The sequence below is a fragment of the Labrenzia sp. OB1 genome (assembly GCF_001624695.1).
In the GTDB taxonomy this organism is placed as follows: Bacteria; Pseudomonadota; Alphaproteobacteria; order Rhizobiales; family Stappiaceae; genus Roseibium.
In genome coordinates this window covers 59,328-85,456 of record NZ_JSEP01000023.1, presented here as the reverse complement: position 1 = coordinate 85,456, position 26,129 = coordinate 59,328, and the positions used below count along the sequence as shown (strand labels likewise).

Sequence of the window (26,129 nt, the reverse complement as noted above, 5' to 3'; positions counted from 1 at the left end):
TGCCCATGGCGTGGTCATCCTTGATCAGGCCGGATGGCACACGTCAAACAAGCTCGCCATCCCGGACAACATCACACTCTTGCCTTTGCCACCCCGATCTCCCGAACTCAATCCTGTCGAAAACCTATGGCAGTACATGCGAGAAAACTGGCTCTCAAACCGGGTCTTCAAGGACTACGACCAGATCGTCGACCTGTGCTGCCGGGCCTGGAACACGCTCATCGATCAGCCATGGAAAATCATGTCAATCGGAATGCGTGACTGGGCGCATCGGTCCTGAATTTTGTCGTTTGGTATTAATCAGTAACTGTTCTCTCGCCATTGAGAGACCGAGCCACGCACATCACGCGGCAGAGCCGGCGCCGCTTGCAATCTGTGTGAATTCTGCAATAAGCCCCGCCATCCGGTCGCAGCCTACCCGGACATCAAAACAAGGGCCCCAAAATGAAAACACTTGTCATCTGCTCAGGCGGACTCGATTCCGTGTCGCTTGCGCATATCACCGCCAGTGAGCATCAGCTCACCCGGCTTGTCTCCTTCGACTACGGCCAGCGCCACCGCAAGGAGGTCGACTTCGCCGAAGCTGCCGCTAAGCGGCTTGGCGTTCAGTTCCACCTGATCGACATGCGCGGCATCGGTGCGGCGCTCTCCGGCTCGGCGCTAACCGACGATATCGATGTGCCCGACGGGCATTACGCTGAAGAAACGATGAAGGTCACCGTGGTGCCGAACCGCAATGCGATCATGCTGTCGATCGGCTTTGGCATCGCGGCGGCGCAAGGAGATGAGGCCGTGGCCACCGCAGTGCATGGCGGCGATCACTTTATCTACCCCGACTGCCGCCCCGGCTTCACCTGCGCCTTCGACGCCATGCAGCAGGCGGCACTGGAGGGCTATGCCGCTGTTCGGCTGCACACGCCCTTTGTCGAACAGAGCAAGGCCGAGATCGTCCGCCAAGGCGCGCGGCATGGCACGCCCTTTGCCGAGACATGGTCCTGCTACAAAGGCGGCGAGCTCCATTGCGGGCGCTGCGGCACCTGTGTGGAGCGGCGCGAGGCCTTCCATCTTGCCGAGGTCAGCGATCCGACGGCCTATGTCGACCCGGACTATTGGACTACGGCGCTCGCCACGCGGAGAGAAAGCTGATGTTTCGTATTCGCAAGGAATTCCACTTCTCGGCCAGCCACCAGTTGAGCCACCTTCCCGACGACCACCAATGCGCGTGGTTGCATGGGCACAACTATATCGTGGTGGTCGAACTGGCCTCGGAAACCCTCAACACCGAGGGTTTTGTGCGCGACTACCACGACCTGAAGCCGCTCAAGACCTATATCGACGCTACCTTCGACCATCGGCATCTGAACGATGTGCTGGAGGTCCCCTCGACGGCTGAAAACATGGCGAAACATTTCCATGACTGGTGCGCCGCACGCTGGCCCGAGACCAGTGCTGTGCTGGTCAGCGAAACCCCTAAGACATGGGCGGAATACCGGCCATGACCCTGCGCATCGCCGAAATATTCGGCCCTACCATTCAAGGCGAAGGCGCGCTGATCGGCGAACCCACCGTCTTTGTCCGCGCCGGCGGCTGCGACTATCGGTGCAGTTGGTGCGACAGTCCGCATGCGGTGGAGAGTCAGTATCGCCATAGCTGGGCGCCGATGGAGATCGATACCGTCTGGGCTAAGGTAGGCAAGCTCTCGGGCGGGCGGCCTCTGACCGTGTCGCTGTCCGGGGGCAATCCGGCGATTCAGAATTTCGGTCCGCTGATCGCCAAGGGCCAGGCGGCGGGTTACCGTTTTGCCTGCGAAACCCAAGGCTCGGTGGCGCGACCATGGTTTTCGGATCTCGACACGCTGGTGCTTTCGCCGAAACCGCCCTCAAGCGGCGAATTGGTGGATTGGGAGGCATTCAGCTCCTGCCGCACTATGGGCACCGGCGCACGCCAGCAGGTGATGAAGATCGTGATCTTCGACGAGATCGACTACCAATGGGCCCGAGAGATCCACAGCCAGCACAGCGATCTGCCGCTCTATCTGCAGCCCGGCAACCCCGAGGTCGACCCCGCAACCCCGGTTGATCTGCATGTACTGGCCGAGCGGCTGGGCTGGCTGACTGAGAAGGCGATGGCCGATGGCTGGTTCGCCCCCCGTATCCTGCCGCAGCTTCACGTCCTGATCTGGGGCAACAAGCGCGGCGTCTGACCTGATGGAGACTCTCATGTCCGAAGACATATACAGCAACCTCAAACAGCTCGGCGGCGAGACCCGCATCCCGGAAAGTCCGGAAGCGGCGGAGCTTGAGCGCGTGCCGAACCCGCAGGCCGATGTGGCCTATAACGTGCGCTTCACCGCGCCGGAGTTCACCTCGCTCTGCCCGATGACCGGACAACCGGATTTTGCTCATCTAGTGATCGACTATGTTCCCGGTTCTTGGCTGGTCGAGTCAAAATCGCTCAAGCTGTTCCTGACATCGTTCCGCAACCACGGCGCGTTCCACGAGGATTGCACGATCTCTATTGCGCGCCGTCTGGCTGACTTTCTCGACCCCCAATGGTTGCGGATCGGCGGCTACTGGTATCCGCGCGGGGGCATCCCGATTGATGTGTTCTGGCAGACCGGACCAATGCCCGATGGCGTGTGGATTCCCGATCAAGGCGTGCCACCTTACCGAGGCCGCGGCTGAGAGCGGCAAAAACTGGCCTGCATATAGTGGACATAAGCGCACATCGCAGCGGATGTCTGCAATCCGCCCCTTCTATAGACCTTCGCACGTAGTGCAACGAACGGCGGCTTTGCAGATCGGGCCTAAAACCTGCGAACGTCCGATATGGGGACGCGAAGCAGACATTGGTCACAAAACGCATAGAGCGCTACTCAGGTGCAGAAGCCTACCGTCGAGCTTCGTCTACATGTGAATGCCACCAGGCAATTTACTCATCTGCAAGCAGCCTCTCTCCCTCCTGCCCGTTTCGACCTCTCTTGGGCCTGATCCGGGCCCAGGTACCAGGAAATTTTATCTGCTATGGAGCTTGTCATTTGGACGATCAAAAACTTGCCAACTGGCAAGCTGTTTTTGGGGAGGGGAGTCCCTTATCAGGAGAAAAGCCCAGCTCTGAGCCGCGCGCCGTAGAGGCAAAGCCCCTGCCGAGGATCGGCCCGGCCAGTCAGGGCCGGTCCGGTCCAGCAGCGCAGATCCTGAAATTTGAAGTATGCAGACTGGCGGCAGAGTTCTTGCCGCCAGTGCTTTGCGCGTTAGGCTGCGGCTCTCAAGCCTTTCAGTTCCGCCATCTTCTCAGAAAGCGTCCAAAGGGCCTTGTTCAGTTTCACGTCCTGATAGATGCCCTTGACCGCTCGGGAGCTGGAGCGGCGAAGGCGTCCCTGTTCATCGCGGAACCGTGCCTGCAAGCCACCCCGGATTGCGTTTTCCTGAACCACGTTGCGCGTTGTCCAGAGGTCGTTTTCCCGGTCGCCCGTGCGGCGGGCGTTCAAAAGCTGGCTCGGCTGAATGCGGGTCGTGGTTTCCCCTTCGCTGTCTCCGAAGCGGGCAATGTGCGCAGCCTCCGCAAACACCTGCTTTTCGTTACGGTCGAGGATCAGACCGCTCCAATCGGCTGGCGCGGCAAGGGCCTTTTCCGCTTCCTTCAACACGCGGAACGTGCCGTCAATCACCTTGTGTCGCACGTCTCCACTGTGACGAACCTTCACGCTTTCGAGGGTGGAGGTCTGGGCGACAAGGGAATTTAGGCACCGGGTGCGGAACAACCCGGCCATGATGTCGAAAGCGGACGTTCCGTCATTTGCGTTCTTGAGCAGGATTTCGCAAACGGTATCACCAACACAAAACTTGCCATCGTGGTCGAGACGGCGAAGCCGGATCAGGTGCTTGGTGAAGTCCTTCTTGCTGGCATCGCGGGTACGGCCTTGCTTCACACCAACCGGCATGAACCCTTCGTCTGTCAGGGCACGCAGAACTTCGATGGTAGGGATCGGCTGGAACCGTTCGGAACGGCTCTCATGGGCTGAGGCCGCGAAGATCGACGGGGCACTCCGGCACATTTCGTCTTCGCTGAGGGCGCGGGCGGAATCAAAGCGTGCGGTGCGGACATATACTGAGTTCATTGGTTTGCTCCTGTTTCCTGAACTTGGCCGGGTTGGCTCGTTTCATTTTCCGCGTCGTCGGAAACGGGGGAGGGCGGTCAGGGAACGGAAAGGCGGAGGGGCGTCCCCGTGCGCACAAGGCGAGAGCCGCGGAGCGTTGGGAGGCCGCCGTTCCGGCCGCGCAGCGGTTCATCCTTGACCGGTCGGGGGCGGAGCCCCTTCAACAAACCAATGACTGGCGAAGCCAGGCAGATATCTGCAAAGCAGATCCAGCGCGAACGATCGTTCCCCGAATGGGCCGAGACAAAGGTGGTTTCGGCCGCTGGACTCTCTCGCCGGTGGATGGCTCCCTGAGACTGCTGCCGGCGTTAGAAAGTTCCGGCAGAAATCGTCTTTGGCTCGGTGGAGGCCGCTCTGCGGCCGGAAGAGAGCGTGGTCCCGATGGGCGCGCCCTACACCAAATCAAGATTTTGAGACCTGAAGCTCACACGACGCACTTGGAAGATAAAATCGAACTATAATCTCTATTTTTGTCACATTGCACAAATAATAAATTGGCTGTAAGGCGTCTCAGCACCTTCCTTCCAGAATAACTATTCTCGCCTTTCCTCAAGAGAAGGCCAGCGCATAGGGAAAATAATGACCAATACACCAGAGAACGAGGCTGATCGATGAGCGTGTTCCAGGCCCGGCAGCACAGGTCGACGATCTGGTCGTAGTCCTTGAAGACCCGGTTTGAGAGCCAGTTTTCTCGCATGTACTGCCATAGGTTTTCGACAGGATTGAGTTCGGGAGATCGGGGTGGCAAAGGCAAGAGTGTGATGTTGTCCGGGATGGCGAGCTTGTTTGACGTGTGCCATCCGGCCTGATCAAGGATGACCACGCCATGGGCACCGGGCGCAACCTGTGAGGATATTTCCTCAAGGTGCCATTGCATTGCCAGCGTATTGCACCTCGTCCTGGAACCAGATTTCTATCGGCGTGCCGTCTTCAAGTCGTCCGCGGAGTTCGGCCAGCTCGTTGGGGAAGTTTTTTTGAACGCCTCAATGGCAAATTCGTTTTGCGCCGGATGCTGTGGCCGGGCGGTCAAACGCCGGTAGCCTGCGCTCTTCAGTTCCCGCGAAACGGTTCGCTCATCTACGGCAATGCCAAATTCAGACAATATCCAGGCCGCAAGATCCTTCAGGCGCCAACGCACAACGCCGTCCACCGAAGGATACGGGCCCCGTGCAACACGATCGATCAACAGAGYGCGCTGGCTGTCATCAAGCTTCTTGCGCCGACCGGCTTTCTTAAGGTCAATCAATCCCTCGGGGCCTTTTGCATTGAAACGCAAGACCCAGTCGCGGATCACCTGGACCGTCACGCCGCCGACCGCACCCGCATCGCTGCGCAAGCCGCCGTCATAGATCACTGCAAGCGCCAAAAGGCGCCGTGTTTGATCGGCATTCACCGAGCCACGGGCTAGATGACGAAGGGTTGGAGCATCAAAGTCATCTCGAAGACGGATAGGGGCGGACATGGCAAACTCCTCATGTTCCCCATCAGGAATCATATTCGCGAAACTTTGGGAATCCAAAAGAGTCGTCAAATTCGTCGCTTGGTATAATGCCGGGAGCAAATTGAAAAAGCGTAAGCAACCTGACGTCTTGGAGGCATCAGGTAGTTCCCAAAGTGCGAAGAGCCAAAAATCAATATCTGAGGATGGAATGCCCAAGGCTTCGCCGTCGATCTACGGAGGCGACACCGCAAGTTTGTCCTCAAGCAGCGCGGCCTCCGGCCTACGTCCGGATAATCCGATAGATCTTGCCAAGATACAGCCGCCGACGCCCGAGCTCCAGCCCGAGCGCGAGCTCTTTTCTAGACCGTTCCTAAAGAGCCCAAGCCAGGTTAAGGCTGACGCAGAGTTCAAGTTGGGACTTTGCTATTTGAATGGTACGGGTGTGCCCCAAGACCCAGTTAAGGCATTTGAATCGTTCGGCAAAGCCGCGTTGCTTGGAGAGAGCTGGCTCGGTTTGTCTGAACATTTTCGGGCGTTTTGCTAAGTGGATTTCCGCCTCGATTATGCCGCCACCATCATCGGCGTCAGCGCGTTGAAGTAGGCCTGATCCGGCGTCTGCCGGTCAAGGGATGAATGTGGGCGTCGGCTATTGTAAAAGGTCAGATAGCGGCTGATGCCAGCGCGGGCCTCGGACACGGTCTTGTAAGCGTGGAGGTAGACTTCCTCGTATTTGATCGAACGCCAGAGCCGTTCGACGAATACGTTGTCCCGCCACGCACCCTTGCCGTCCATCGAGATGGCTATCTCAGCTTTCTTCAGCACCGCCGTAAAGTTGATGGAAGTGAACTGCGAACCTTGGTCAGTGTTGAATATTTCTGGCTTGCCATAGCGAGCCAGTGCCTCCTCGACTGCCTCGATGCAGAAGGCTGCCTCCATCGTGATCGACAGCCTCCACGACAGAACCCTCCGGCTGAACCAGTCCACAACGGCAAAGAGATAGACAAAACCGCGAGCCATCGGAACGTAGGTTATGTCCATTGCCCACACCTGGTTGGGCCGGGTGACCGAAAGCTTGCGCAGGAGGTAGGGATAGATTTTGTGCCCTGGCGCTGGTTTCGAGGTGTTCGGGCGGCGATAGATCGCATCGATGCCCATCTTCTTCATCAGCGTGGCGACGTGCAGCCGCCCAGTCTCCAGCCCTTCTCCATTCAAGAGCCCTTGCAACATTCGACTTCCGGCAAAGGGATAGTCGAGATGCAGTTCGTCGATCCGGTGCATCAGAGCCAGATCGCCATCGGATACTGGACGCGGCGAATAGTAGACACTGCTACGGCTGAAGCCGAGAAGCTTCGCCTGGCGCACGACGGATAGCTTATGCTCGCGGTCGATCATTTCTTTCCGCCCAGCAATCCCGCCTTGCCGAGCGCTCCGGCTAAAAAATCATTCTCCAGCGTCAACTCCCCGATCTTGGCGTGCAGCGTTTTGACATCGACGGTTGGCCCCGCCGGTTCCGTCTTCGCTTCATCGCCGAAAACGCCTGTCGCCCCCTCAAGGAGCTGGTCTTTCCAATGCTTGATCTGGTTGGCGTGCACGTCGAACTGCTGGGATAACTCCACCAGTGTCTGATCGCCTCGGATGGCGGCGAGGGCAACTTTTGCCTTGAAAGCCGGGCTGTGGTTCCGGCGCGGGCGTCTCGTCATGGTCTCTCCTGTTCCCGGCATCTAAGCCGAAGTCAGGCAGAAATTCCACTTATCCTGGCTGTGTAGATTTTCCGAGCCAGCTCTTTCGCGCGGTTCAGAGCTTTTTGAACTGCGGTGCGTCGTCGCCGATCTCGTAATAGCCGGCCTTGTCCTTGACAAAGATATGCTTGCCGGTGGTCAGGCTGTCCTCCGTGTCCAGGCAGCCGGCCGCGATGGCGATTTTGTCATCGCCGTCCATCCGGTAGAAGAGGCTGGAGCCACAGGCCTTGCAGAACCCCCGTTCCGCGAAATCGGAGGAGCGGTACCATGTCAGGCCATCGTCGCAGGTAAAGCGGAGCGTGGCTGCGGGCGCGACCGTGCTGGCCCACAGATGGCCGCTCGTGCGCCGGCACTGGCTGCAATGGCAGACTGTCACCGTGTCCCGGACCGTGTCCACCTCGAAGGCCACGCTGCCGCACTCGCATCTTCCTGTAATCATGGTCACTTTCCACCCATCTTCATTTATGAGGCCTTACCCGCAACAGTTAGAACCCGGTTGCAATTTCGGGCCGGAATTCGGTTCTCTTTCCGGCGGTTCCTGATTGGTCGCGGTCGGAGGTCAATACGATTTCGGCGGCGGCTTTTCCGATCTCCCGTCGCGGCGTGCGGGACGTGGCTATTTTGACCGGCAGGCTCTCGACAAGATCGAGCCCGTTAAATCCGGCGAGAACGAGTTTCCCCGGCACGTCGATGCCGGCGGCGATACAGTGAAATGCACCTCCGACCGCGATGTCGTCATTCGAGTAGTAGATGCAATCCAGTTCGGGATTGTCCTGCAGGATTTGCGCCGTCAGTTCGCGGCCCGCCTTGACGGAGGAAACGCCGTTGCCTGTCTGCACGGCCACAAGCGCGAGGCCTTTCGCCGAAAGCGCGGCTTCAAACCCCGCGAAGCGTTTTCGGGCGCGGGTGTCCTTGTCGAGGTCGCTGCCGACATACCCGAACCGGCGGCAGCCTTTCGCGATCATGGCATCGGCCATCGCCTCACCGGCAGCCTTTTGGGACAGCCCGACGCAAGCATCGACCGGCGTGCCGTCCACATCCATGATCTGAACCACGGGAATATCCGCATTCTCCAGCAGCCGCAGCGTGTCGCCCGGCTGATCGAGCCCGGTAATGATCAGACCGGCGGGATTCCAGGAGAGCATGTTGCGGATGATCTCGTACTCCCTGTCCGGATCGTAATCGGTAACACCGAAAACCGGCTGCATGCCGCTGCCTTCCAGGCCTTCGGCAATGCCCGAAAGCACTTCGGCAAATACGATGTTCATGAGGCTTGGAACAACCACGCCGATCAGGTCGGATCGCTGGCTGGCCAGCGACATCGCCAGGTGATTGCCGACATATCCGAGTTCCTTCGCCGCCCGGCCGACTTTTTCCTGGCTCGATTTGGAGACGTCACCGGCTCCCCGCAAGGCGCGTGATGCGGTCATTTTGCTGACCCCCGCCGCGGCAGCAACATCGCTCAGGGTTTTTCTTTTTTTCATGGCCTTGGCATCGATCGGGCAATGGTTCCGGGCGCTGAGCGCATTCGTCATTCCAAATGAAGTAAGCTCTCCGAGCGTTGAAAGCAAACCTCATGAACATTGACAGAGACCGGATTATAATGCCACTGGTATCGATACCGGTCTCGATATCAAGCTCGATACCCGTTCTGTTCTTCCCGGGTTGGCGCTTTGGCTGCCGGGCCGGTCAGCTGCCAGACCGGGTCAAAGGAAACTGAAATGACTGACAAGACAAACCCCACCCGGAACGTTGCCGCCTTTGGCCTCGGATCCATGGGCTACGGGATCGCAACATCCGCCCTGCGCGGCGGACACCCGGTCTGGGGCGTGGACATCAACCGGGAACAGATGCGGCGGTTCGCAGGTGAGGGCGGACAGACGGGCGCTCTGGAAGAGGCCGCGGACAGACTGGATGCGGTGATTGTGACCGTGCTCAATGCGGCCCAGGCCGAAGCTGTCCTCTTTGGCGAGAACGGCATCGTGCCCAGACTGAAGGCCGGCGCCTCCGTGCTGTGCTGTGCCACCGTGCCGCCTGTCTTCGCCAGAGACATGGCCGCCCGCTGCGCAGGCCACGGCGTGCATTATCTCGATGCGCCCATTTCAGGCGGGTCGACAAAGGCCTCGCAAGGCGAGCTGACGATCATGGGCGCCGGAACACCCGAGGCCTTTGCGGCCCTGCGCCCGGTCCTGGACAGCATCGCGGAAACAGTTTTCGAACTTGGCGATGAAGCCGGCGCCGGCAGCGCCATGAAGGCAGTCAATCAGCTGCTGGCGGGCGTTCATATCGCGACCATGGCGGAGGCCCTGACTTTCGGCATGACACAGGGGGTTGCGCCGGACAAATTCGTCGAGGTCATCAGCCAATGCGCCGGGACAAGCTGGATGCTTGAAAACCGCGCGCCGCATATCGTGGCGGGCGACTACACTCCGCACAGTCAGATCAACATCTGGCCCAAGGACCTCGGCATTGTTCTGGACATTGCGAGGTCGGCAAGTTTCAGCGCCCCGATCACGGCGGCAGCGCTGCAGCAATACCTGGCGGCGGCCGGAATGGGGTTGGGCGGCGAGGACGATGCGGCGGTGGCCAAGGTCTATGCCCGTAATGCAGGTCTCACCCTGCCGGGAGAAGCATGATGCGGTTGGGATGTATCGGCGACGATTTCACGGGATCCAGCGATCTGGCCAACACGCTGGCGAAGGGGGGCATGCGTACGGTGCAATATACCGGCGTGCCCGACGTTCCTGCAGGGGATGATGTCGAGGCCGGTGTGGTTGCCCTCAAATCCCGCTCGATCGCTCCGGCCGACGCCGTGGCCCAGTCGCTGCAGGCCCTGGAGTGGCTGAGGGCGCAGGGGTGCGAACAGTTCTTTTTCAAATACTGCTCGACCTTCGATTCCACGCCCGAAGGTAATATCGGCCCGGTTGCGGATGCGCTGGCCGAAGCGCTTGACGCTCACAAGGTGATCGTCTGCCCGGCGTTTCCCGGCACGGGCAGGTCCGTCTATCAGGGCTACCTGTTCGTGAAAGACCGTTTGCTGAACGAGTCGGGCATGCAGAACCATCCGTTGACCCCCATGACGGATCCCGATCTGCGCCGCTGGCTCGCCCCGCAGACACGCTACACGGTGGGCCATATCCCGGCTGCGACGGTGTTCGCAGGGGCCGGGGATATTTCCCGGTCGCTTGAGGATCTGCATCGCGCGGGTCACCGGCATATCGTCGTGGATGCCATCCGGGATGAAGACCTGTTCGAGATCGGCCGCGCGGCCAAGGGGTTACCGCTGGTCACCGGCGGTTCCGGTGTTGCCTTGGGATTGCCCGCCAATTTCGGTGCCGTGGCATCCCAGGTGCCTTGGAGCGGGCAATCCGGAAAATCGGTCGCCCTGTCCGGCTCGTGCTCCCTCGCCACAAGAGGCCAGGTCGCGCATCACGCCGGGCGGCATCCCGCGCGCGAGATCGTTGCGGCAGATGTTATCGAGGCACGCCTGACGCCCGAAGAGATCGCCGCATGGCTTGTCGAGACCGATGGCCTGCCCTTGGTGTTCAGTTCTGCCGATCCGGAGGCTGTCGCCACGGTTCAGGAGACATACGGGCGGGAGCGGTCATCCGAGGCGCTGGAAACCTTCTTTGCCCGGGTCGCGGCGCTGGCCGTTGCCGGTGGCGCGACCCGCGTCATTTCGGCCGGTGGCGAGACATCGGGAGCTGTCGTGGAAGGGCTGGGCCTGACGACGCTGGAGATCGGGCCGGAAATCGATCCCGGCGTCCCGGCTCTGCGGGCACGGCGCGACCTTGTGGTGGCGTTGAAGTCCGGAAACTTCGGGGCCGAGGACTTCTTTGAGAAGGCCGACAGGGTTCTGGCAGGCAAGTCATGACGGAAGCGGGTCTGCGCGAACAGATATGCGTTCTGGCGAAGTCGCTTTTCGACCGGGGCCTCACCCATGGCAGCACGGGAAACATCTCCGCGCGCACCGGGGACGGCGGTTTGCTGGTCTCTCCGACCGGAAGCTCCTTTGGCCGCCTCGATCCGGGACGCCTCAGCCGCTTCGACAGCAAGGGTATCCTGATCGACGGGGACAAGCCGACCAAGGAGATGCCCCTGCACAGCGCGTTCTATGAGACCCGCTCGACAGCCGGTGCCGTTGTTCACCTCCACTCCTGCCACTCTGTCGCCCTGTCCCTGATGCCGGATATCGATGACGACAACTTCCTTCCGCCGTTGACGCCTTACGGCATCATGAAGCTCGGCAAGGTGAAACTGCTGCCCTTCTTCCTGCCGGGCGATCCCGCGATGGGCGATGCGGTGCGTGGTCTTGCCGGGAAACGCTCCGCCGTGATGCTGGCGAACCATGGTCCGGTGGTCGCCGGCAAGGATGTCGAAGCAGCCTGCAATGCCATCGAGGAGCTCGAGGATACGGCCCGGCTTGCGATGCTGACGAGAGGCCAGCAGCCGCGCCGGCTGTCAGATGAGCAGGTCAGGGCTCTCGTCACCCAATTCAACATCGAGTGGGACTGAACAGCCGATGGAATTTTCCGCAAATCTTGGTTTCCTCTGGAACGAGCTCCCACTGCCCGACGCGATCGTTGCGGCCAAAGATGCCGGTTTCGATGCTGTTGAATGTCATTGGCCCTATGATGTTCCGGCAGATGAAGTCAGGGCTGCCCTGAAGCAGACAGGTCTGCGCATGCTGGGCCTGAACACCCGGCGCGGAAACATATCCAACGGCGACAACGGCCTTTGCGCCATCCCCGGTCGGGAAACCGAGGCCCGCGCCGCGATTGACGAAGCCATCGCCTATGCCCGTGCCATTGACACGCCGAACATTCACGTCATGGCCGGATTTGCGGAAGGCAAGGAGGCGTTGTCGACTTTTGTGAAAAATCTGCGTTATGCCTGTGACACGGCTGCGGCGGACGGTATCACCATCCTGATCGAGCCGCTGAACCCTTATGACGCGCCGGGATATTTTCTTTCGGATACGCAGCAGGCCGGCGAAATCATTGCCGAGGTGGGAAAAGCCAATCTCAAGCTGATGTTCGATTGTTATCACGTCGGCAGAACCGAAGGGGACGTGCTCGGCAGGCTGAGGAAATGTCTGCCGCTCGTCGGCCATATACAATTCGCCTCGGTTCCGGATCGTGGTGCTCCGGATCATGGCGAGGTCGATTACAAGACGGTGTTCGCGGAGATCGCCGCCCTGGGCTGGAGCCACCCCCTGGGCGCGGAATACAAGCCGGTGGAGAAGACGGAAGCGACACTGGGCTGGTTGGCTTCGGCCTGATTGCGGCCAAGAGATCCACGCCTCAAACCGTTGTCAGCAGCCAGTCCCGGAACGCGGCCACCGGGCGGGTGAGTGTGCGTGTCGGAGAGCGGACGAACCAGTAGCCGGTGTCCAGTTCGACACGGGGCCAGTCCGGCATGACGAGATGTCCGGCGTCAAGCTCCTGTGAGACGAAGCGCCGGTCGATGACGATGGCGCCCATGCCGGCGATGGCCGCCTGGATGGCCAGATCGCGGCTCTGCAGGACCATGCCGGATGTCGTGTCGCCATGGTCCAGACCGGCTTTTTCCTGCCAGACGTTCCAGTCATTGCGCCGCGAAGCGCTGTGAAGCAGGCGGAATTCGTTCAGTATGGAAGGATCGGCAGGGTCCTTGCCGCTCAGGAGACCTGGTGCGAGGGCGACGGCCAGATGTTCCCGCCACAGAAGACGGCTTTCCACGCCCGGCCAGTTGCCGGTGCCGAGGCGGATGACGCAATCGTAGTTTTCGCGGTCGAGGTCGATCATGCGCGTCGAAGCAGACAGCAGCAGTTCCACATCCGGCTGGATGGTCTGAAACTGTGGCAGGCGGGGGATCAGCCAGCGTGTGGCGAAGGTCGATACCGTGCTGATCCTGAGTTCCGTCCGCCCGCGCCGCCTGAAACTGTCGACCGCCTCTTCTATCCGGTCGAAGGCATCGCCCATGCTCAGCGCAAGCCGCTGGCCTTCCTCCGTCAGGCTCAGGCCACGGCCGTCGCGGTTGACCAGCGTCGCGCCCAGCTCGCTCTCCAGCTTGCGCATCAGATGGGACAGGGCCGAGGGCGAAACCCCCAGCTTTTCAGCCGCCAGCGCCGCCCGGCCGTGGCGGGCCAGCAGGGAAAAGGCATGAAGTGCGCGCAGGGATGCCATTTGCACCGCTTCCTGATTGTTGAACTTAGTTCAATAATGGATAGCGCGGTACGTGTCGAGCCGGAGGTGCGTTGACCTGAGCCCCGGCCTACCTGTCTGTGCCGGGTTCTTCTCGAGGCCGGTTGACCAGGGAGACGAGCACGAACGAGATGATCATCAGCAGCACCCATGCGTTCAGCTTGGCGAGCGAGACAAGGGACCATTCCTGAGCCTGATCGGGATATTGCCAGGCTCGTGCGAAGGTCCCTATGTTTTCCGCGATCCAGATGAACAGCGCTACCAGGAAGAAGCCGAGCACGAGCGGCATCTTGTGACGGTACTGGTAGACCGAATAATGCACCCAGGTTCTGCCGTAGAGCAGGAAGAGCAACACAAACAGGCCGATACGGATGTCGATGACGAAGTGATGCGCGAAAAAATTCACATAGATCGCCAGTGAGAACAGGTAGGTCGTCCAGAGAGGGGGATAGTGGCTGTAGGCGAAATGAAAGATCCGCGAGACCCTGGCAAGATAGCTGCCCACGGAAGCATACATGAAGCCGGTGAAGAGCGGCACGCCGCCGATCCGGAAAAAACTCTCTTCCGGATACACCCAGGAACCGGCAGCGGTCTTGAAGATCTCCATGGCGGTGCCCACCACATGGAAGATAAGAATGATTTTCGCCTCACCGATGGTTTCCAGCCGCGTGGCCAGCATGGCCACCTGGACGGCTACCGCAAACAGGAACAGAAAGTCGTAGCGGGTCAGCAGTGTATCGCCAGGATAGACGAAGCGGGTCAACAGGATTGCCGCCAGCAAAACGCCACCGAATATGCACGCATAGGCCTGCTTCAGGCCGAAGGCGAGAAACTCGGTAAGGGCGATACTGAACCAGCCGGTTCCCAGATATGCCTTTAACCGGGGCAACAGCCAGTGGATGAACCGTTCGGTGCGGGAGCCGGGTGGAGGCGGTTCCTGAAGCTGCCGCGTGAGATCGGAGGGAAACATCAGCTGTTCTCCCGGCTTCGATTAATTCAGTGAGCCCAGCACGGCCTTGAGAAAGCCGGTCAGGTCGTCGGTGACGAAATCGACATGGGGGTAAGGCTCGCCTTCAACGTCCCAGGTTTCCCTGAACACCTCACCGGCAACCTGCGGAACGATCAGCGTCGTGCACATTCCAAGCTGATGCGGCACGACAAGGTTCTTCGAAAGGTCCTCGAACATGGCCGAGCGTGCGGAGGAAATGCCGGTTCTCGCCAGAAATCTGTCGTAGGTTTCCCGGTTGGGCTTGGGGATCAGGTCCGCTTCGACAATGCCGAAAATGTCCTCGAAATGATCGGAGATGCCAAGGGCCGCAGCGGTGCGTTCCGCGTGCGGTCGGTCGCCGTTGGTGAAGATGAACTTCTTGCCCGGCAGTGCCTCGATGGCCGCCCCCAGCTCCGGGTTCGGCGCGAGACCCGAATAGTCGATGTCATGCACGAAGCGCAGATATTCGTCCGGATCGATTTCGTGCCGCCTCATCAGCCCGCTCAGCGTTGTGCCGAACTCGTGATACAGCGCCTTTTGGCGCACCATTGCTTCTTCGCGGGGCAGGTTCAGGGTTTTTTCGACATAGCGCGCGATCTGCTCGTCGATCTGGGAAAACAGGTCGGCGTCATGCGGATAGAGCGTGTTGTCCAGATCAAAAACCCAGGCTTCGACGCCCTTGAAGATCCGGAGGTCGCGCCTGTGCGCTTGCGGGCCCTCGTGGGGCAGGGGACGTTTTCCGGTCACGGGCGTATCAGGGTTCCCGCACCGCCATCGGTGAACAGTTCCAGAAGAACCGCATGCGACACCTTGCCGTTGAGGATGACAACCCCTTCCACACCCTGATCGAGCGCTTCGATGCAGGTCTCCACCTTGGGGATCATGCCACCGGAAATCGTGCCGTCTGCCATCAGCTCGCGGGCCCGTGCCACGGTGAGCTGCTTGATGAGATTGCCGTCCTTGTCCAGAACGCCGGGAACGTCAGTCAGGAACAGCAGGCGCGTTGCGTTGAGCGCACCGGCGATTGCCCCTGCGCAGGTATCGGCGTTGATATTGTAGGTCTCGCCATCGCTCCCCGGTGCGACGGGCGCCACCACCGGAATGATGTCTTCCTTGAGAACCAACCTGAGGACGGTCGGGTCGACGGTTTCGGGTTCGCCGACAAAGCCGAGATCGACGACGCTCTCGATATTGCTGTCCGGATCGACGATCCGGCGCTGCAGCTTGCGCGCGGTGACCAGGTTGCCGTCCTTGCCGCACAGGCCGACCGCCCGGCCGCCCTCGGCATTGATCATCTGGACGATTTCCTTGTTGATCGATCCGGCAAGCACCATTTCCACGACTTCGACGGTGGCCTTGTCGGTGACCCGGAGGCCGCCCTTGAATTCGCTGACGATATTGAGCCGCTGCAGCATCTTGCCGATTTGCGGCCCGCCGCCATGCACCACCACGGGATTGACGCCGGACTGACGCAACAGCGTGATGTCCCGGGCGAACGCCTGACCGAGTTCAAGATCCCCCATGGCGTGGCCGCCGTATTTCACCACGACCGTCTTGTTGTCGTAGCGCTGCATGTAGGGCAGGGCATGGGCGATGATATGGGCGCGGCTGGTCATTTCAGGCGTGATCATGGACTTCAGATACTCTGCGTGGCTGAGAAACGTCTCGCGAAAGAGACCTGCTATAGCCGGTTTGACGGGTCTTCACAATCGGCTGCCGGGGAACGCCTTACTGGGTCGCCAGCAGGTAGAGCTCGGCCCGAAGCTCGTCGACACCCTTGTTCTTCTCCGAGGAGGTGGCGATGATTTCCGGATGGGCGGCAATCCGTTTGGCCAGAAGCGCCCTTGTTTCCGTGATCAGCCGCGCCAACTGGGGCGGCTTGATCTTGTCGGCCTTGGTCAGCACCACCTGATAGACGACGGCCGCCTTGTCGAGCAGCGCCATCGTCTCCAGGTCGTTCGCCTTGATCCCGTGCCGGCTGTCGATCAGCAGGATAACCCGGCGCAGGTTCGGCCGGCCGCGCAGATAGGAAAACACAAGACGCGTCCAGGCATCGACCAGGTCCTTCGGCGCCTGCGCATAGCCGTAGCCCGGCATGTCGACGATGGTCAGCGGCGTATCCGGCGCGACGAAGAAGTTGAGCATCTGCGTGCGCCCGGGCGTCGAGGAAGTCCGCGCCAGGCCCTTGCGCCCGGTCAGCGCGTTGATCAGGCTGGACTTGCCGACATTCGAGCGGCCCGCAAAGGCGATCTCGGTGTCCGCCGCTTCCGGCAGGTTGGCCATGTCGGTGACGCTGGTCAGGAACTCCCAGGGGCGGGCGAACAGGAGCCGGCCCGCTTCCAGGTCTTCCGGAGAATAGGTTTGATCATCGCTCATGAGCGCCTTCTACCCTGCTTGCCCGGCGGCGTCGAGCCTGCTGTGCCCACTGTCGTATCCGGCCGCCGCCGCTTCCAGAACATCGATATCCGCGCCTCGTATGGCGGAAAGGTTGCGGGTGATCTTTTTCAGGGGCCAGTTCCACCAGGCAATTTCCAGGAGACGCTCGATGGTGTCTTCATCGAAGCGAAGCCGCATTACCCGGCCCGGATTGCCGACGACGATCGCATAGGGAGGAACGTCGGAGCCGACCACCGCGTTCGCGCCGATAATCGCGCCGGAACAGATGGTGACGCCCGGCATCACCGTGGCGCCGGTCCCGAACCAGACGTCATGTCCCACGATCGTATCGCCGCGCAGGTGATCGGAAATCGTGGCGGGGTCGAACCCTTCACGCCATTCATCGGCAAAAATATTGAACGGAAAGGTCGAGAACCCGGTCATGGCGTGGTTCGCACCATTCATGATGAAAGTCGTGTCCTGCGCCAGCGCGCAGAACCTGCCGATCTTCAGCCGGTCGCCGACGAAGTCGAAGTGATAGCGCACATTCCGGCTCTCGAACTCGGCGGCGTGAGCCTCATCGTTGTAATAGGTGAAGTCGCCGACCTCGATGGTCGGGCGGGTTATGACGTTCTTCAGGAAAACAGTGTGCGGTTCGCCGTTGAACGGATGAAGGATATCGGGGGACGGGCCGTGCATGGGACCTCCTCAAAAAGCAAGAAACAAGGGAAGACTGAAAACGCGTTCAATACGCGGTCGACCTGCCGGTGAGCGGCTTCGCCTTGCGGATCAGGTCTTGCTTTAACAGGTCATCGGTCAGGGCATCCTTTGGAATGTCACAACAAGCGCCGCTTCACTCGGCACTGACAGGGCAAATTCCTTACATCCGCCTGGCCACCGGGTCAAGGCGGGAAGAGCCGCAAGCCTATTCGCTCCGGCAACCTTCCAGCCAGACGTCGCCATTGCCGCTGGGCGTGCATTCGCCTGAAACCAGCTTTTCGACGCGCGCGATGCGCTCTTGAAGTTGCGCGTCTTCCCGTCTCAGGTCGTAAGTTCCCGGCGCGATCAGGACAGCCACGAGCGACAGGAACTCCCTTTCGGTCAATTCGGCGGGCGGCCGCTGGTAAATGGCCTGGCTCGCCACGAAGAAACCTTTCATCCAGCCATCCGGTCCCCGGCCCATTTCAAGCGTATCCAGCCACAGGGCCATGATCTGGTCTTTTGTGAGTTTCCGTTCCAGGCCGATAGCGTAGCCGGTCTGACGGATCTTGCCGATACCCGGTTTGAATTCCCGGAAACCCACGCGTTTTGCCAGGGATTGCGTAACAGTCGTGACGCCGGCCCCCGGTGTTGTGACATCCACACCCGCATGCTGATGAAAGGCCGGATCCTGAACCATGAGGAGTGTCTCCAGCCGGTCTTCGCCGAGATCTTTCCCGCCGCGGCCCTCGGCCACCAGCGCATCGGCGCGCAGGGCCAGCCCGTCCGCGTCTGAAAGGGCGTCGAAATAGCCGGAAACCCCATAGATCAGGCCCGCTGCGACAAGCAGCAGAAACACGGCACCAAGGAATTTGAAAAGTCGACTCATGAAAGCTCCACGGAACGTGGTCGCCAGATGACGCGCGAAAAGCGGCAATGTCATGATGGCCCGCCAAGGGCGTCGGCCGTCATGAAAAAGGCCCCACCTTGCGGCGGGACCTTTGTTTTATGAGGGTTTTTACCGGCCGCCTCAGCTCTTGTCGTCGGCTGCCGGCTTCTTGCGCTTGAACATGCGGGACAGGTTGTCCCAAAGCTCCACCTTGACGCCCTGACGGCGCATGATGACGTATTGCTGGGTCACCGACAGGCTGTTGTTCCAGGCCCAGTAGATCACCAGACCGGCCGGGAACGAGGCCAGCATGAAGGTGAAGACCACCGGCATCCAGGTGAAGATCATCTGCTGGGTGGGGTCCGGCGGCGCCGGGTTCATCTTCATCTGGATGAACATGGTGATGCCCATGATCAGCGGCCACACGCCCAGCATCAGCATCTGCGGCGGATCCCAGGGGATCAGACCGAACAGGTTGAAGATGGTCGTCGGATCCGGCGCGGAGAGATCCTGGATCCATCCGAAGAACGGCGCGTGGCGCATTTCGATGGTGACGAACAGCACCTTGTAGAGCGCGAAGAACACCGGAATCTGGATCACGATCGGCAGACAGCCGGCCAGTGGGTTGATCTTCTCTTTCTTGTAGAGCTCCATCAACGCCTGTTGCTGTTTCTGCTTGTCGTCCCCGTATTTCTCGCGGATCTCCGTCATCTGCGGCTGCACGAGCTTCATCTTGCTCATGGAGACGTAGGACTTGTTGGCAAGCGGGAAGAAGATCAGCTTGACGAGCACCGTGACGAGAAGGATCGCGACACCGAAGTTGCCGGTCAGGTGGAAGAACCAGTCGATGGCGAAAAACATCGGCTTTGTGAGGAAATAGAACCAGCCCCAGTCGATCAGCAGCTCGAAGCGCTTGATGTTGAGGGCTTCCTCATATCCGTCCAGAAGCTTGGTTTCCTTGGCGCCCGCAAACAGGTAGGAGCTCGTTTCGGCAGTTCCGCTCGCCGGCACCGAAACGGCGTTGCCGAGATAATCCGCCTGGAAGTTGCCGGTTTTGGCCGAATAACTGAAGCCCGGCTGAAATTCCTGGCCCGGGAACGGGATAAGCGTTGACGCCCAGTACTTGTCGGTCATGCCGAGCCAGCCCTGGTCCACCTTGGGAGGACGGATCGTGCCTTCCTCTTCAAGATCGGAATAATCGACCTCCTCGAGCCCTTCCTCGCCGAAGACCCCGAGCAGACCCTCATGCAGGATCCAGATACCGGTGGTCTCGGGAATGTTGCGGCGGGCGATGAGGCCGTAGGGATAAAGCGTGAGCGCCGCGGCCGTGGTGTTCTCGACCGACTGTTCGACGGTGAACATGTAGTTGTCGTCGACCGAATAGACGCGCTTGAAAAGGACGCCGGCGCCGTTGTCCCAGGTCAGGGTCAGCGGTGTCGTCGGGGTGAGTGTCGCCTGACCCTCGATGGACCATTCCGTATCGGGGCCGGGAAGGGAGAGGCCGGCGTCGGGATCCGCCACCCAGCCATAGTCGGCGTAATAGGGATTGGGGCTGCCCGAGGGGGAGAACAGCACGATGGTCGGGCTGCTTTTCACGACCGTCTCGTGGTATTCCTTCAGCCGGAGATCGTCGAGACGGCCGCCAGTCAGATTGACCGAGCCTTCCAGATGCGGCGTATCGATGGTGATGCGCTTGGTGGCCGAAAGGGCCTGCTCCCGGCTTGCAAAGGCTGATTGGCCAGCTGCCGCCGGTGCGGGGGCCGAAGCATCCGTGCCGGGCGCGGTTGTTGGCCTCGGCGCGTTCGGATTGCCGCTGTCGGTCTGTGTCTGGCCGCTTGCGGCGGCATTCTGCTGTGCCTGAAGTTCGGCCTGCGCTTGCTGGCGCTCCAGTTTCGGCCCGGCGATGAAATACTGCCACCCGAGCAGTACGATCAGGGACAAGACGATTGCTAGAATCGTGTTTCGGTTTTCAGAAATCAACTGGAGTTACCCCTGTTTCCTGCGCAAGTTCGTTTGATCCTGCCGGTTCGTCCGGCGCGGCTTTTCCCGTCCGCGCGGCGTGGCAGGGTCAAGCACCTGGCTCAGGCCAGACTTAAGGTCTGCGACGAGTTTTTGAAAGGGAAGAGTGAGCGCGCTGTCCCGTGCGATCAGGACAAAATCCGCATTTAGCGGTTTATCTCCCGGTCCGAGTTCCGCGACGGCGGCTCTGAGGCGGCGTTTTATGCGGCTGCGCACGACGGAATTGCCGGTCTTTTTGGTGACCGTATACCCCACGCGCGCTGGGCCATCCGCATCGCGTTTCAGCCCCTGAACGACAAAAGCGCGCCGACCCAGCCGGCCGCCTTTGGCGACCGCCAGGAATTCGGAGCGCTTTTTCAAAGTGTCCATGAGCAGCAGCTGGTTGTTGGCAGACGCCGCCAACCCGGCGCGCTGCGGGCTCAACGCCGGTTAGGCGCTCAGGCTGTTACGGCCCTTGGCACGGCGACGAGCAAGCACCTGACGACCGTTCTTGGTTGCCATACGTGCGCGAAAGCCGTGGCGACGCTTGCGGACAAGACGGCTCGGTTGATACGTACGCTTCATTGTTCTTCCCCACGCGGATTAATGCGCGGCCCTTGTTCATTTTAATTCTTTGGAGGAAGCACTCGAAGCGCATGAAGCGCGGCTTTTCTCAGCCTTGGGTCCGAATGCATGTCCCGGTCGAGCGCGCTTATAAGGGCCATGACGCTTCAAGTCAACTTTGCGGGCAAAGAATCTCTCAATTCCTGTGCGCCCGGGAAACGCAAACGCACGCCGGTTGGCGGTCGGCTGCTCGGCGAGGGCCGTGCTGTGTAACGGCGGCGGCCGGATCACGCCGGGGTGAACTTAAGTCGGCCGAACGTCACTTATCGGTGAAGCATGGTTCTTTTTACAGAAATTAAGATACATCTGCCAGTCTGGATAATATTTCACATACCCCGAACAGGTGAAAACGGGCGAATGAAAGAAAAACGGGACCGTAAATGCCGGGTGACAAGGCGAGCGCAGTGACCGTGCCGAAGGAAACAGAGGTAACAGCCAGCGAACCGCGCAAGCGCTCGATTTCCGCCCGCATCCGCACATGGCTGCCGCTGATCGTCCTTGTGGGCCTGATGGGACTTGCTTTTGCGCTCGGGCTGCACAAGCAGCTGACGCTGTCGAATCTCATCATGCGGCGGCAGGAACTGGCCGGCTATGTGGAGGCCAATATCGCACTGGCTCTCGTGGTCTATGCGGCAACGTATGCCTTGGCGGTTGCACTTTCTTTTCCCGGCGCGTCCCTGCTGACCATCGCCGGTGGGTTTCTGTTCGGCTGGATCCTCGGCGGTTTCGCCACGGTTTTCAGCGCGACCCTTGGCGCCTGCGCTGTCTTTCTGGTCGCCCGAACCTCCCTGGGCGATGTCCTGACCCGTCGCGCCGGACCGTTTTTGTCCCGGCTCGCGGACGGGTTTCGCAACGATGCGTTCAATTACCTGCTGTTCTTGCGGCTGACGCCGGTCTTTCCGTTCTGGCTGGTGAACATCGCCCCGGCCATATTCGCCATGCCGCTGCCGTCCTATGCGCTCGCAACCTTCGCCGGCATCATTCCCGGAACCTTCGCCTTCACCTTCATCGGTTCCGGTCTGGACAGCGTCATTGCGGCGCAGGAGGCGGCGGATCCCGGCTGTGCTGCGGCCGGTAGCTGCCGGATCGAATTGTCCGCCCTGGTCACGCCCCAGCTTCTGGCTGCTTTTTTCGCGCTCGGCATTGTCAGTCTTGTTCCCGTAATCCTGAAGAAGCTGCGGTCCCGCTGATCTTCCGCAGTTCATACCCCAGATTGGAGCCGCAGATGGCACACCTGCTGACCCCGGATATTTGTGTGATCGGCGCCGGTTCCGCCGGACTATCCGTTGCCGCCGCGGCTGCGGCTTTCGGCGTCGAGGTGGTTCTGATCGAAAAGGGCCTGATGGGCGGGGATTGCCTGAACTATGGCTGTGTTCCCTCAAAGGCCCTGCTGGCCGCCGCCAAGGCGGCCGCCGCGGAAGAGAAAAACAGCAGGTTCGGAATTTCGGCGACAGGCAGGACAGTCGACTTCTCCCGTGCGAACGATCATGTCCGTCAGGTGATCGCCACCATCGAACCGCACGATTCGCAGGAACGCTTCGAAGGGCTCGGCGTCACCGTGTTGCGCGAAACCGCGTCCTTCACGGCGCCGGACATGCTGATCGCCGGAGCGTATGAGGTCAGGGCACGCCGCTTCGTCATCGCCACCGGCTCCTCGGCCATGGTGCCGCCTGTCCCGGGACTGGACGAGGTGCCCTGGCTCACCAATGAAACCCTTTTCGATCTGCGCGAGGTGCCCGGGCATCTGGCGATTGTCGGTGGCGGTCCGATCGGACTTGAAATGGCTCAGGCGCATCGCCGTCTCGGCGCAAGGGTGACGGTCTTCGAAGCGCAGAAAGCGCTGGCAAAGGATGACCCGGAGCTGGCCGCGCTCGTTCTGGATTCGCTGAAAGCCGAAGGCGTCGAGATCCTGGAGAATACCGCTGTAGAGAAGGTCGGAAAGACCGAAGGCGGCATTCTCGTGACGGCAAAGACGAAAGACGGGAAAGCGATTGAGGTCTCCGCCAGTCACCTGCTGGTGGCGGCCGGACGTGCGCCGAATGTCACAGGTCTGGGACTGGAAGCCGCCGGGGTCGTATTCGACCGGAAAGGTATCAGTGTCGACAAGGGACTGCGCACCGCGAACCGGAAGATCTATGCCATCGGCGATGTCGCTGGCGGACTGCAGTTCACCCATGTCGCCGGCCATCAGGCCGGGCTGGTCATCCGGTCCATCCTGTTCCGCCTGCCGGTGACGATGAACGACGACATGGTGCCCTGGGTCACCTACACTTCTCCGGAACTTGGCCACGTCGGTCTTTCCGAAGTGGCTGCCCGGGAGACATACGGCGACAAGGCCAAGGTGCTTGTCGCGGATTATTCAGGCAACGACCGGGCACAGTCCGAGGGCGAGACGACGGGCAGGCTGAAGCTGATTGCCGGCCCCGGAGGCAGGCTGCTGGGGGCCGATATCGTTGGCGCGCAGGCGGGCGAGATCGTCAATCTCCTTTCGCTGGCTTTGTCGAAAAAGATGACCATGAAAGACCTTGCAGGATTTGTTGCACCGTATCCGACACTCGGGGAACTGGTGCGCCGCGCCGCAATTTCATACTATGCTGAAGCGCCCAAAAATGTTTGGGTGCGCCGTGCAATCGCATTTCTGCGCAAGTTCGGATGATCGGTTGCACATTGGGTCGCGTATAAAGACATTATCTGGCGTCGGGAACCTTGGGACATAGCGACATGAAGCATGAGGGCGCGCCGCATGGAGCGGTTGTCCCGCCGGAGGGTGACGCAGGGTGTCAGCAGACGGGCGACAGCTTCGGCCATTACAGGCTCGGCGGTCTCTCCGGCAAGCTGCTGCTCCTGACCGTCGTCTTCGTGATGGTGGCCGAAATCTGCATCTACGTGCCCTCGATCGCCAACTTCCGCAACACCTGGCTGATGGAACGCCTCACCACGGCAGGTGTCGCAGCGTCTGTTCTCGCGGAAACCAACACGATTGCCCCCAGGCTCCAGGAAGAATTGCTGCGCACCACCGGCGCTCTCGCCATTTCGCTTGATCAGGGCAGCCGCCGCAGTCTGATCGCCATGAGCAACGTCCCGGACGAGGTCGATTTTGTCATCGATATGGCCAATGTCTCTCCCTGGTCGTCGGTGCAGAACAGCTTTGCCATTCTCACGTATGGCGGTGGCGGCGTGATGCGGGTCATCGGCGCCGGACAGATGGGCCATACGGAGCGGGTAGACGTGGTTCTGCCGGTCGCGCTGCTGCAAAAGGACATGCTGGCGTTCTCGGGCCGAATCCTGGCCCTGTCGCTGGTGATCTCGATCATCACCGCCAGCCTGGTTTATATCGCCCTGAGGGCATTGTTCATCCGTCCACTGCGCCGGCTGACCCGCTCCATGGAGCGCTTCGCCGAAAGCCCGGAGGACGCCTCGCGCATCATGCACGTGTCAGGCCGCCGGGACGAGCTGGGAGATGCGGAAATCCGCCTCGCCGGCATGGAGGAGGCCCTCTCGAGGGCCCTGCACCAGAAGCAGCGGCTGGCCGACCTGGGGCTTGCCGTTTCCAAGATCAATCACGACCTGCGCAATCTTCTCGCTTCGGCGCAGCTCTTTCTGGAGCGTCTGGAGCACGTGCCGGACCCGACGGTCAGCCGGCTTGCCCCCAAGATTCTGGCAACCCTCGACCGGGCCGTCAGCTACACCCAGGCCGTCATGTCCTACGGCAAGGCCCAGGAACGCGCACCCCAGCGCCGTCTCCTGACCCTGCGCCGGGTGGGCGACGATGTCGCCGACGTTCTGGGGCTGGTGGACCACGAGTTGGTGACCTTCGACAACAAGGTTCCGGAGGGGATCGAGATCGACGCTGATCCGGAACAGATTTTCAGGATCCTTCTAAACCTTTGCCGCAACGCGCTGCAGGCGCTGGAAGCGGAAAAGGATGCGACGCTGGTCAGGCGGATCACCCTGGAAGCCGAGCGCACCGGCTCCTGCGTCTCCATCGCCGTGATCGATACCGGGCCGGGTATACCCGAAAACACCCGCAAGGCCCTCTTCAAGGCCTTTCACAGCGGCTCCAAGCACGGCGGCGTCGGCCTGGGTCTTGCCATCGTTGCGGAGCTCTTGAAAGCCCACGGTGGCTGCATCCGCTTCGACGACACCGGCCCGGGCACCTGTTTCCGCCTCGAGGTGCCGGATCGGAGCACCTGAGGGCAAGCCGTGCGTGGGCTTGAGAGAGCACCTGGATCTGGCAGCCTCTCACCGGAAGGGATGCGGGGTTGCAACAGGTGTCCAGAGAGGCACAGGAAGGAGAGGGACCGACGCCCGGCATGTTGAGTTGAGTTATTGCGGGAAGCGACCGCGTTCTATGTGAGGGATCGGCAAGGCCAACAGGTTTGCGACAGGCCCGATGAAGCGAAAAAAATCCGCTGAATTCAAACCCCCTCCCGCCGGCGGCGGCCGAACTTGCGGAAATCCGTCAACCTGCGAAGCTTTGTGACCGTTCCATGAAAAAAGTTCGAAAAGTCGCTTGCATTCCCTGCCGGACCGAAGTACGTAAGCGCCCTGTCCGGGGCACGTCCCCGCAGCGCCAAGACCGGTCATCCCGGGGCCCTTCAGGACCCGATGACAAGATCTTTGCCTCTATACGCACCGGTAGCTCAGCTGGATAGAGCACCAGACTACGAATCTGGGGGTCAGGGGTTCGAATCCTCTCCGGTGCGCCATTTCTCTTTGGTCCATTCTCGTCACATGGTTTACATTTGATACCAGAGAGACAGTTTACACTTTCTCCGGTGTGAGAGGCTTTTTGCCGGTTCTGCACGGCTCTCTTTATTTCGAGAAATTCCAGATCCTGATGCCGCCGTCGATTTTCATCATGCCGTGTCTCTGACTGGCGATAACGCTGTACTTTGATCTTCTTTGGATACACGCAAATCGGCGGTTTCGAAGGATTGCGGAGTCCGTTTGGCAACGAGAAGGCCATGCCGTTGTCAGCCGACATGGCTGAAGGGCGACAGCGTCGAGGGCACCTTTCAGGCGAGGGTG

The 26,129-nt window shown here is 60.6% G+C and carries 26 protein-coding genes, 1 tRNA gene and 1 pseudogene; 13 read left to right on the top strand and 15 right to left on the bottom strand.

All coding sequences use genetic code 11. The annotated features are described in order from the left end of the window. The 5 genes from OA90_RS23325 to queF all read left to right on the top strand — a co-directional run. Nucleotides 1-280: transposase (locus OA90_RS23325; RefSeq protein ID WP_199823691.1), on the top strand; the 280-nt coding region annotated here is incomplete at its 5' end. Nucleotides 281-444: 164 nt separating this feature from the next. Continuing rightward, nucleotides 445-1,146, top strand: a complete 702-nt coding sequence (queC, locus tag OA90_RS23320) for a 7-cyano-7-deazaguanine synthase QueC (protein ID WP_068418357.1) — start codon at nt 445-447, stop codon at nt 1,144-1,146. Beyond that, nucleotides 1,146-1,499 (top strand): 6-carboxytetrahydropterin synthase QueD, encoded by a 354-nt coding sequence (gene queD, locus OA90_RS23315; protein ID WP_068418354.1) that lies wholly within the window; start codon nt 1,146-1,148, stop codon nt 1,497-1,499. The genes queC and queD overlap by 1 nt, the downstream gene beginning before the upstream one ends. Next, the gene (gene queE / locus OA90_RS23310; RefSeq protein ID WP_068418351.1) at nt 1,496-2,203 is read left to right on the top strand and encodes a 7-carboxy-7-deazaguanine synthase QueE; all 708 of its coding nucleotides are present in this window, start codon (nt 1,496-1,498) and stop codon (nt 2,201-2,203) included. The genes queD and queE overlap by 4 nt, the downstream gene beginning before the upstream one ends. Nucleotides 2,204-2,219: 16 nt before the next feature. Further along, nucleotides 2,220-2,684 carry a preQ(1) synthase gene (gene queF, locus OA90_RS23305; protein ID WP_068418348.1) on the top strand — a complete coding sequence of 155 codons (465 nt, stop codon included), beginning with the start codon at nt 2,220-2,222 and terminating at the stop codon, nt 2,682-2,684. A 569-nt stretch (nt 2,685-3,253) separates the two neighbouring features. Here queF and OA90_RS23300 read toward each other — a convergent pair. The 5 genes and pseudogenes from OA90_RS23300 to OA90_RS23265 form a co-directional block, all read right to left on the bottom strand. Then, on the bottom strand, nt 3,254-4,120 hold the full coding sequence (locus OA90_RS23300) for a DUF932 domain-containing protein (RefSeq protein WP_068418345.1): 867 nt from the start codon (nt 4,118-4,120) through the stop codon (nt 3,254-3,256). A 628-nt stretch (nt 4,121-4,748) separates the two neighbouring features. Then, nucleotides 4,749-5,621: pseudogene (locus OA90_RS28170) on the bottom strand (winged helix-turn-helix domain-containing protein); the annotation flags it as partial. A 540-nt stretch (nt 5,622-6,161) separates the two neighbouring features. Continuing rightward, nucleotides 6,162-7,300, bottom strand: a protein-coding gene (locus OA90_RS23280; RefSeq protein WP_199823815.1) for an IS3 family transposase whose coding sequence is annotated in 2 segments (ribosomal slippage) — nt 6,162-7,033 and nt 7,033-7,300 — 1,140 coding nt in all. Because the reading frame shifts where the segments join, the coding sequence is not laid out codon by codon here. Nucleotides 7,301-7,394: 94 nt separating this feature from the next. Beyond that, the gene (locus OA90_RS23270) at nt 7,395-7,778 is read right to left on the bottom strand and encodes a GFA family protein (RefSeq protein WP_068418322.1); all 384 of its coding nucleotides are present in this window, start codon (nt 7,776-7,778) and stop codon (nt 7,395-7,397) included. Between the two features lie 46 nt (nt 7,779-7,824). Next, the gene (locus OA90_RS23265) at nt 7,825-8,823 is read right to left on the bottom strand and encodes a LacI family DNA-binding transcriptional regulator (protein WP_082837235.1); all 999 of its coding nucleotides are present in this window, start codon (nt 8,821-8,823) and stop codon (nt 7,825-7,827) included. A 237-nt stretch (nt 8,824-9,060) separates the two neighbouring features. Here OA90_RS23265 and ltnD point away from each other — a divergent pair, with 237 nt between their 5' ends. Genes ltnD through OA90_RS23245 form a run of 4 tightly spaced genes read left to right on the top strand, consistent with a single transcriptional unit; the run spans nt 9,061 to nt 12,620 of the window. Beyond that, nucleotides 9,061-9,975 (top strand): L-threonate dehydrogenase, encoded by a 915-nt coding sequence (gene ltnD / locus OA90_RS23260; RefSeq protein WP_068418319.1) that lies wholly within the window; start codon nt 9,061-9,063, stop codon nt 9,973-9,975. Next, the gene (gene otnK, locus OA90_RS23255; protein WP_068418317.1) at nt 9,975-11,213 is read left to right on the top strand and encodes a 3-oxo-tetronate kinase; all 1,239 of its coding nucleotides are present in this window, start codon (nt 9,975-9,977) and stop codon (nt 11,211-11,213) included. The genes ltnD and otnK overlap by 1 nt, the downstream gene beginning before the upstream one ends. Then, nucleotides 11,210-11,854, top strand: coding sequence for an aldolase (locus tag OA90_RS23250; RefSeq protein ID WP_068418314.1), 645 nt, complete (start codon nt 11,210-11,212; stop codon nt 11,852-11,854). The genes otnK and OA90_RS23250 overlap by 4 nt, the downstream gene beginning before the upstream one ends. Nucleotides 11,855-11,861: 7 nt before the next feature. Then, complete coding sequence (locus tag OA90_RS23245; protein WP_068418311.1) at nt 11,862-12,620, top strand: TIM barrel protein; 759 nt, start codon at nt 11,862-11,864, stop codon at nt 12,618-12,620. A gap of 22 nt (nt 12,621-12,642) precedes the next feature. Here OA90_RS23245 and OA90_RS23240 read toward each other — a convergent pair whose 3' ends face one another. The 10 genes from OA90_RS23240 to rpmH all read right to left on the bottom strand — a co-directional run bounded on the left by OA90_RS23240 (nt 12,643) and on the right by rpmH (nt 21,059). Beyond that, entirely contained in the window at nt 12,643-13,506 is an 864-nt protein-coding gene (locus tag OA90_RS23240; protein ID WP_068418308.1) for a LysR substrate-binding domain-containing protein, read from the bottom strand. Between the two features lie 88 nt (nt 13,507-13,594). Continuing rightward, entirely contained in the window at nt 13,595-14,494 is a 900-nt protein-coding gene (locus OA90_RS23235; protein WP_068418305.1) for a DUF817 domain-containing protein, read from the bottom strand. Nucleotides 14,495-14,515: 21 nt separating this feature from the next. After that, nucleotides 14,516-15,259, bottom strand: coding sequence for a pyrimidine 5'-nucleotidase (locus OA90_RS23230; protein WP_082837231.1), 744 nt, complete (start codon nt 15,257-15,259; stop codon nt 14,516-14,518). After that, the gene (argB, locus tag OA90_RS23225; RefSeq protein ID WP_199823814.1) at nt 15,256-16,143 is read right to left on the bottom strand and encodes an acetylglutamate kinase; all 888 of its coding nucleotides are present in this window, start codon (nt 16,141-16,143) and stop codon (nt 15,256-15,258) included. The genes OA90_RS23230 and argB overlap by 4 nt, the downstream gene beginning before the upstream one ends. A gap of 97 nt (nt 16,144-16,240) precedes the next feature. After that, the gene (yihA, locus tag OA90_RS23220; RefSeq protein WP_068418301.1) at nt 16,241-16,888 is read right to left on the bottom strand and encodes a ribosome biogenesis GTP-binding protein YihA/YsxC; all 648 of its coding nucleotides are present in this window, start codon (nt 16,886-16,888) and stop codon (nt 16,241-16,243) included. A 9-nt stretch (nt 16,889-16,897) separates the two neighbouring features. Continuing rightward, nucleotides 16,898-17,587: a CatB-related O-acetyltransferase gene (locus OA90_RS23215; protein ID WP_068418298.1), complete on the bottom strand. Its 690-nt coding sequence runs from the start codon at nt 17,585-17,587 to the stop codon at nt 16,898-16,900. A gap of 226 nt (nt 17,588-17,813) precedes the next feature. Then, nucleotides 17,814-18,476 (bottom strand): transglycosylase domain-containing protein, encoded by a 663-nt coding sequence (locus OA90_RS23210; protein WP_068418387.1) that lies wholly within the window; start codon nt 18,474-18,476, stop codon nt 17,814-17,816. A 141-nt stretch (nt 18,477-18,617) separates the two neighbouring features. Beyond that, complete coding sequence (gene yidC, locus OA90_RS23205) at nt 18,618-20,456, bottom strand: membrane protein insertase YidC (RefSeq protein ID WP_199823813.1); 1,839 nt, start codon at nt 20,454-20,456, stop codon at nt 18,618-18,620. A 6-nt stretch (nt 20,457-20,462) separates the two neighbouring features. Further along, nucleotides 20,463-20,864 (bottom strand): ribonuclease P protein component, encoded by a 402-nt coding sequence (rnpA, locus tag OA90_RS23200; protein WP_068418384.1) that lies wholly within the window; start codon nt 20,862-20,864, stop codon nt 20,463-20,465. Nucleotides 20,865-20,924: 60 nt separating this feature from the next. Next, nucleotides 20,925-21,059 carry a 50S ribosomal protein L34 gene (rpmH, locus tag OA90_RS28160; RefSeq protein ID WP_082837230.1) on the bottom strand — a complete coding sequence of 45 codons (135 nt, stop codon included), beginning with the start codon at nt 21,057-21,059 and terminating at the stop codon, nt 20,925-20,927. Nucleotides 21,060-21,478: 419 nt separating this feature from the next. Here rpmH and OA90_RS23195 point away from each other — a divergent pair, with 419 nt between their 5' ends. From OA90_RS23195 to OA90_RS23180, 4 genes are all read left to right on the top strand, one after another. Next, nucleotides 21,479-22,288 (top strand): TVP38/TMEM64 family protein, encoded by an 810-nt coding sequence (locus OA90_RS23195; RefSeq protein WP_082837229.1) that lies wholly within the window; start codon nt 21,479-21,481, stop codon nt 22,286-22,288. Between the two features lie 35 nt (nt 22,289-22,323). Further along, nucleotides 22,324-23,754 carry an FAD-dependent oxidoreductase gene (locus tag OA90_RS23190; RefSeq protein WP_068418295.1) on the top strand — a complete coding sequence of 477 codons (1,431 nt, stop codon included), beginning with the start codon at nt 22,324-22,326 and terminating at the stop codon, nt 23,752-23,754. A 65-nt stretch (nt 23,755-23,819) separates the two neighbouring features. After that, nucleotides 23,820-25,292, top strand: a complete 1,473-nt coding sequence (locus tag OA90_RS23185) for a HAMP domain-containing sensor histidine kinase (RefSeq protein ID WP_068418293.1) — start codon at nt 23,820-23,822, stop codon at nt 25,290-25,292. 438 nt (nt 25,293-25,730) lie between these two features. Next, nucleotides 25,731-25,807: transfer RNA gene (locus OA90_RS23180), tRNA-Arg, on the top strand. Nucleotides 25,808-26,129 lie beyond the last annotated feature (322 nt).

What these genes read in the sequence shown, in the direction of transcription:
- OA90_RS23195 (WP_082837229.1), top strand. Translation starts at nt 21,479, where the DNA reads ATGCCGGGTGACAAGGCGAGCGCAGTGACCGTGCCGAAGGAAACAGAG.
- OA90_RS23185 (WP_068418293.1), top strand. Translation starts at nt 23,820, where the DNA reads ATGAAGCATGAGGGCGCGCCGCATGGAGCGGTTGTCCCGCCGGAGGGT.
- queD (WP_068418354.1), top strand. Translation starts at nt 1,146, where the DNA reads ATGTTTCGTATTCGCAAGGAATTCCACTTCTCGGCCAGCCACCAGTTG.
- ltnD (WP_068418319.1), top strand. Translation starts at nt 9,061, where the DNA reads ATGACTGACAAGACAAACCCCACCCGGAACGTTGCCGCCTTTGGCCTC.
- queF (WP_068418348.1), top strand. Translation starts at nt 2,220, where the DNA reads ATGTCCGAAGACATATACAGCAACCTCAAACAGCTCGGCGGCGAGACC.
- queC (WP_068418357.1), top strand. Translation starts at nt 445, where the DNA reads ATGAAAACACTTGTCATCTGCTCAGGCGGACTCGATTCCGTGTCGCTT.
- OA90_RS23210 (WP_068418387.1), bottom strand. Translation starts at nt 18,476, where the DNA reads ATGAGTCGACTTTTCAAATTCCTTGGTGCCGTGTTTCTGCTGCTTGTC.
- OA90_RS23245 (WP_068418311.1), top strand. Translation starts at nt 11,862, where the DNA reads ATGGAATTTTCCGCAAATCTTGGTTTCCTCTGGAACGAGCTCCCACTG.
- yihA (WP_068418301.1), bottom strand. Translation starts at nt 16,888, where the DNA reads ATGAGCGATGATCAAACCTATTCTCCGGAAGACCTGGAAGCGGGCCGG.
- OA90_RS23235 (WP_068418305.1), bottom strand. Translation starts at nt 14,494, where the DNA reads ATGTTTCCCTCCGATCTCACGCGGCAGCTTCAGGAACCGCCTCCACCC.
- rnpA (WP_068418384.1), bottom strand. Translation starts at nt 20,864, where the DNA reads ATGGACACTTTGAAAAAGCGCTCCGAATTCCTGGCGGTCGCCAAAGGC.
- otnK (WP_068418317.1), top strand. Translation starts at nt 9,975, where the DNA reads ATGCGGTTGGGATGTATCGGCGACGATTTCACGGGATCCAGCGATCTG.
- OA90_RS23270 (WP_068418322.1), bottom strand. Translation starts at nt 7,778, where the DNA reads ATGATTACAGGAAGATGCGAGTGCGGCAGCGTGGCCTTCGAGGTGGAC.
- OA90_RS23300 (WP_068418345.1), bottom strand. Translation starts at nt 4,120, where the DNA reads ATGAACTCAGTATATGTCCGCACCGCACGCTTTGATTCCGCCCGCGCC.
- OA90_RS23250 (WP_068418314.1), top strand. Translation starts at nt 11,210, where the DNA reads ATGACGGAAGCGGGTCTGCGCGAACAGATATGCGTTCTGGCGAAGTCG.
- OA90_RS23190 (WP_068418295.1), top strand. Translation starts at nt 22,324, where the DNA reads ATGGCACACCTGCTGACCCCGGATATTTGTGTGATCGGCGCCGGTTCC.
- OA90_RS23265 (WP_082837235.1), bottom strand. Translation starts at nt 8,823, where the DNA reads ATGAAAAAAAGAAAAACCCTGAGCGATGTTGCTGCCGCGGCGGGGGTC.
- rpmH (WP_082837230.1), bottom strand. Translation starts at nt 21,059, where the DNA reads ATGAAGCGTACGTATCAACCGAGCCGTCTTGTCCGCAAGCGTCGCCAC.
- OA90_RS23240 (WP_068418308.1), bottom strand. Translation starts at nt 13,506, where the DNA reads ATGGCATCCCTGCGCGCACTTCATGCCTTTTCCCTGCTGGCCCGCCAC.
- argB (WP_199823814.1), bottom strand. Translation starts at nt 16,143, where the DNA reads ATGATCACGCCTGAAATGACCAGCCGCGCCCATATCATCGCCCATGCC.
- OA90_RS23215 (WP_068418298.1), bottom strand. Translation starts at nt 17,587, where the DNA reads ATGCACGGCCCGTCCCCCGATATCCTTCATCCGTTCAACGGCGAACCG.
- queE (WP_068418351.1), top strand. Translation starts at nt 1,496, where the DNA reads ATGACCCTGCGCATCGCCGAAATATTCGGCCCTACCATTCAAGGCGAA.